This window comes from Pelomonas sp. KK5, from assembly GCF_001984095.1.
GTDB lineage: Bacteria > Pseudomonadota > Gammaproteobacteria > Burkholderiales > Burkholderiaceae_C > KK5.
Map to the genome: position 1 here is coordinate 1 of NZ_LYVQ01000557.1, position 508 is coordinate 508.

A 508-nucleotide genomic window follows, 5' to 3' on the forward strand; every position below is an offset into this window, starting at 1 on the left:
GCGTCCCCGTGGTTGATCATGGCCATCAGGCCGTAGGGGTTGTCTTCCTTGTGTGCGGCGGGATCCTGCGCGTGGGCGACGGGTGTGGTGCCTAGGGTCAAGGCGAGGGCGGCTGCAGCCAGCAGGCTGGTGAGTCGAGCAAACATCAGAGGTCTCCTGGATGGGGGAAAAAGGGGGCGACTCAGTCGCCGATCTTGAACACGAACTCTTGTTCGAACACGTGGTCGCCGGGGCACTCATAGGTGTCGCGCAGCGTCGATTCGATGGCACCGACGAGGGCGCGCTGGGCCTTGCGGTCGACGCCGCTGCGCAGCGGCTGCGCCTCGATGCCGACGACGCGGCCGGCCTTGACGGTGGCTGTGACCTTGTAGGCGGCTTCGCCGCTCCAGTTGAGCGATGGCGCCTCGGGCCTGCCCATCTTCGTGCAGACCATGGCGGCCTTGACCGGGCCGGCGGGGGCCGCAGCCGGTGGCGCGACGGGCGGCGGCGTGGCCCTGGCCGCCTGGGC

1 protein-coding gene is annotated in these 508 nt (G+C 69.5%); it reads right to left on the minus strand.

Annotated elements, in window-relative coordinates; all coding sequences use genetic code 11:
- Positions 1 to 181 precede the first annotated feature (181 nt).
- On the minus strand, positions 182 to 508 hold a 327-nt coding region (locus B0W88_RS34225; protein WP_198938021.1), incomplete at its 5' end, for a hypothetical protein.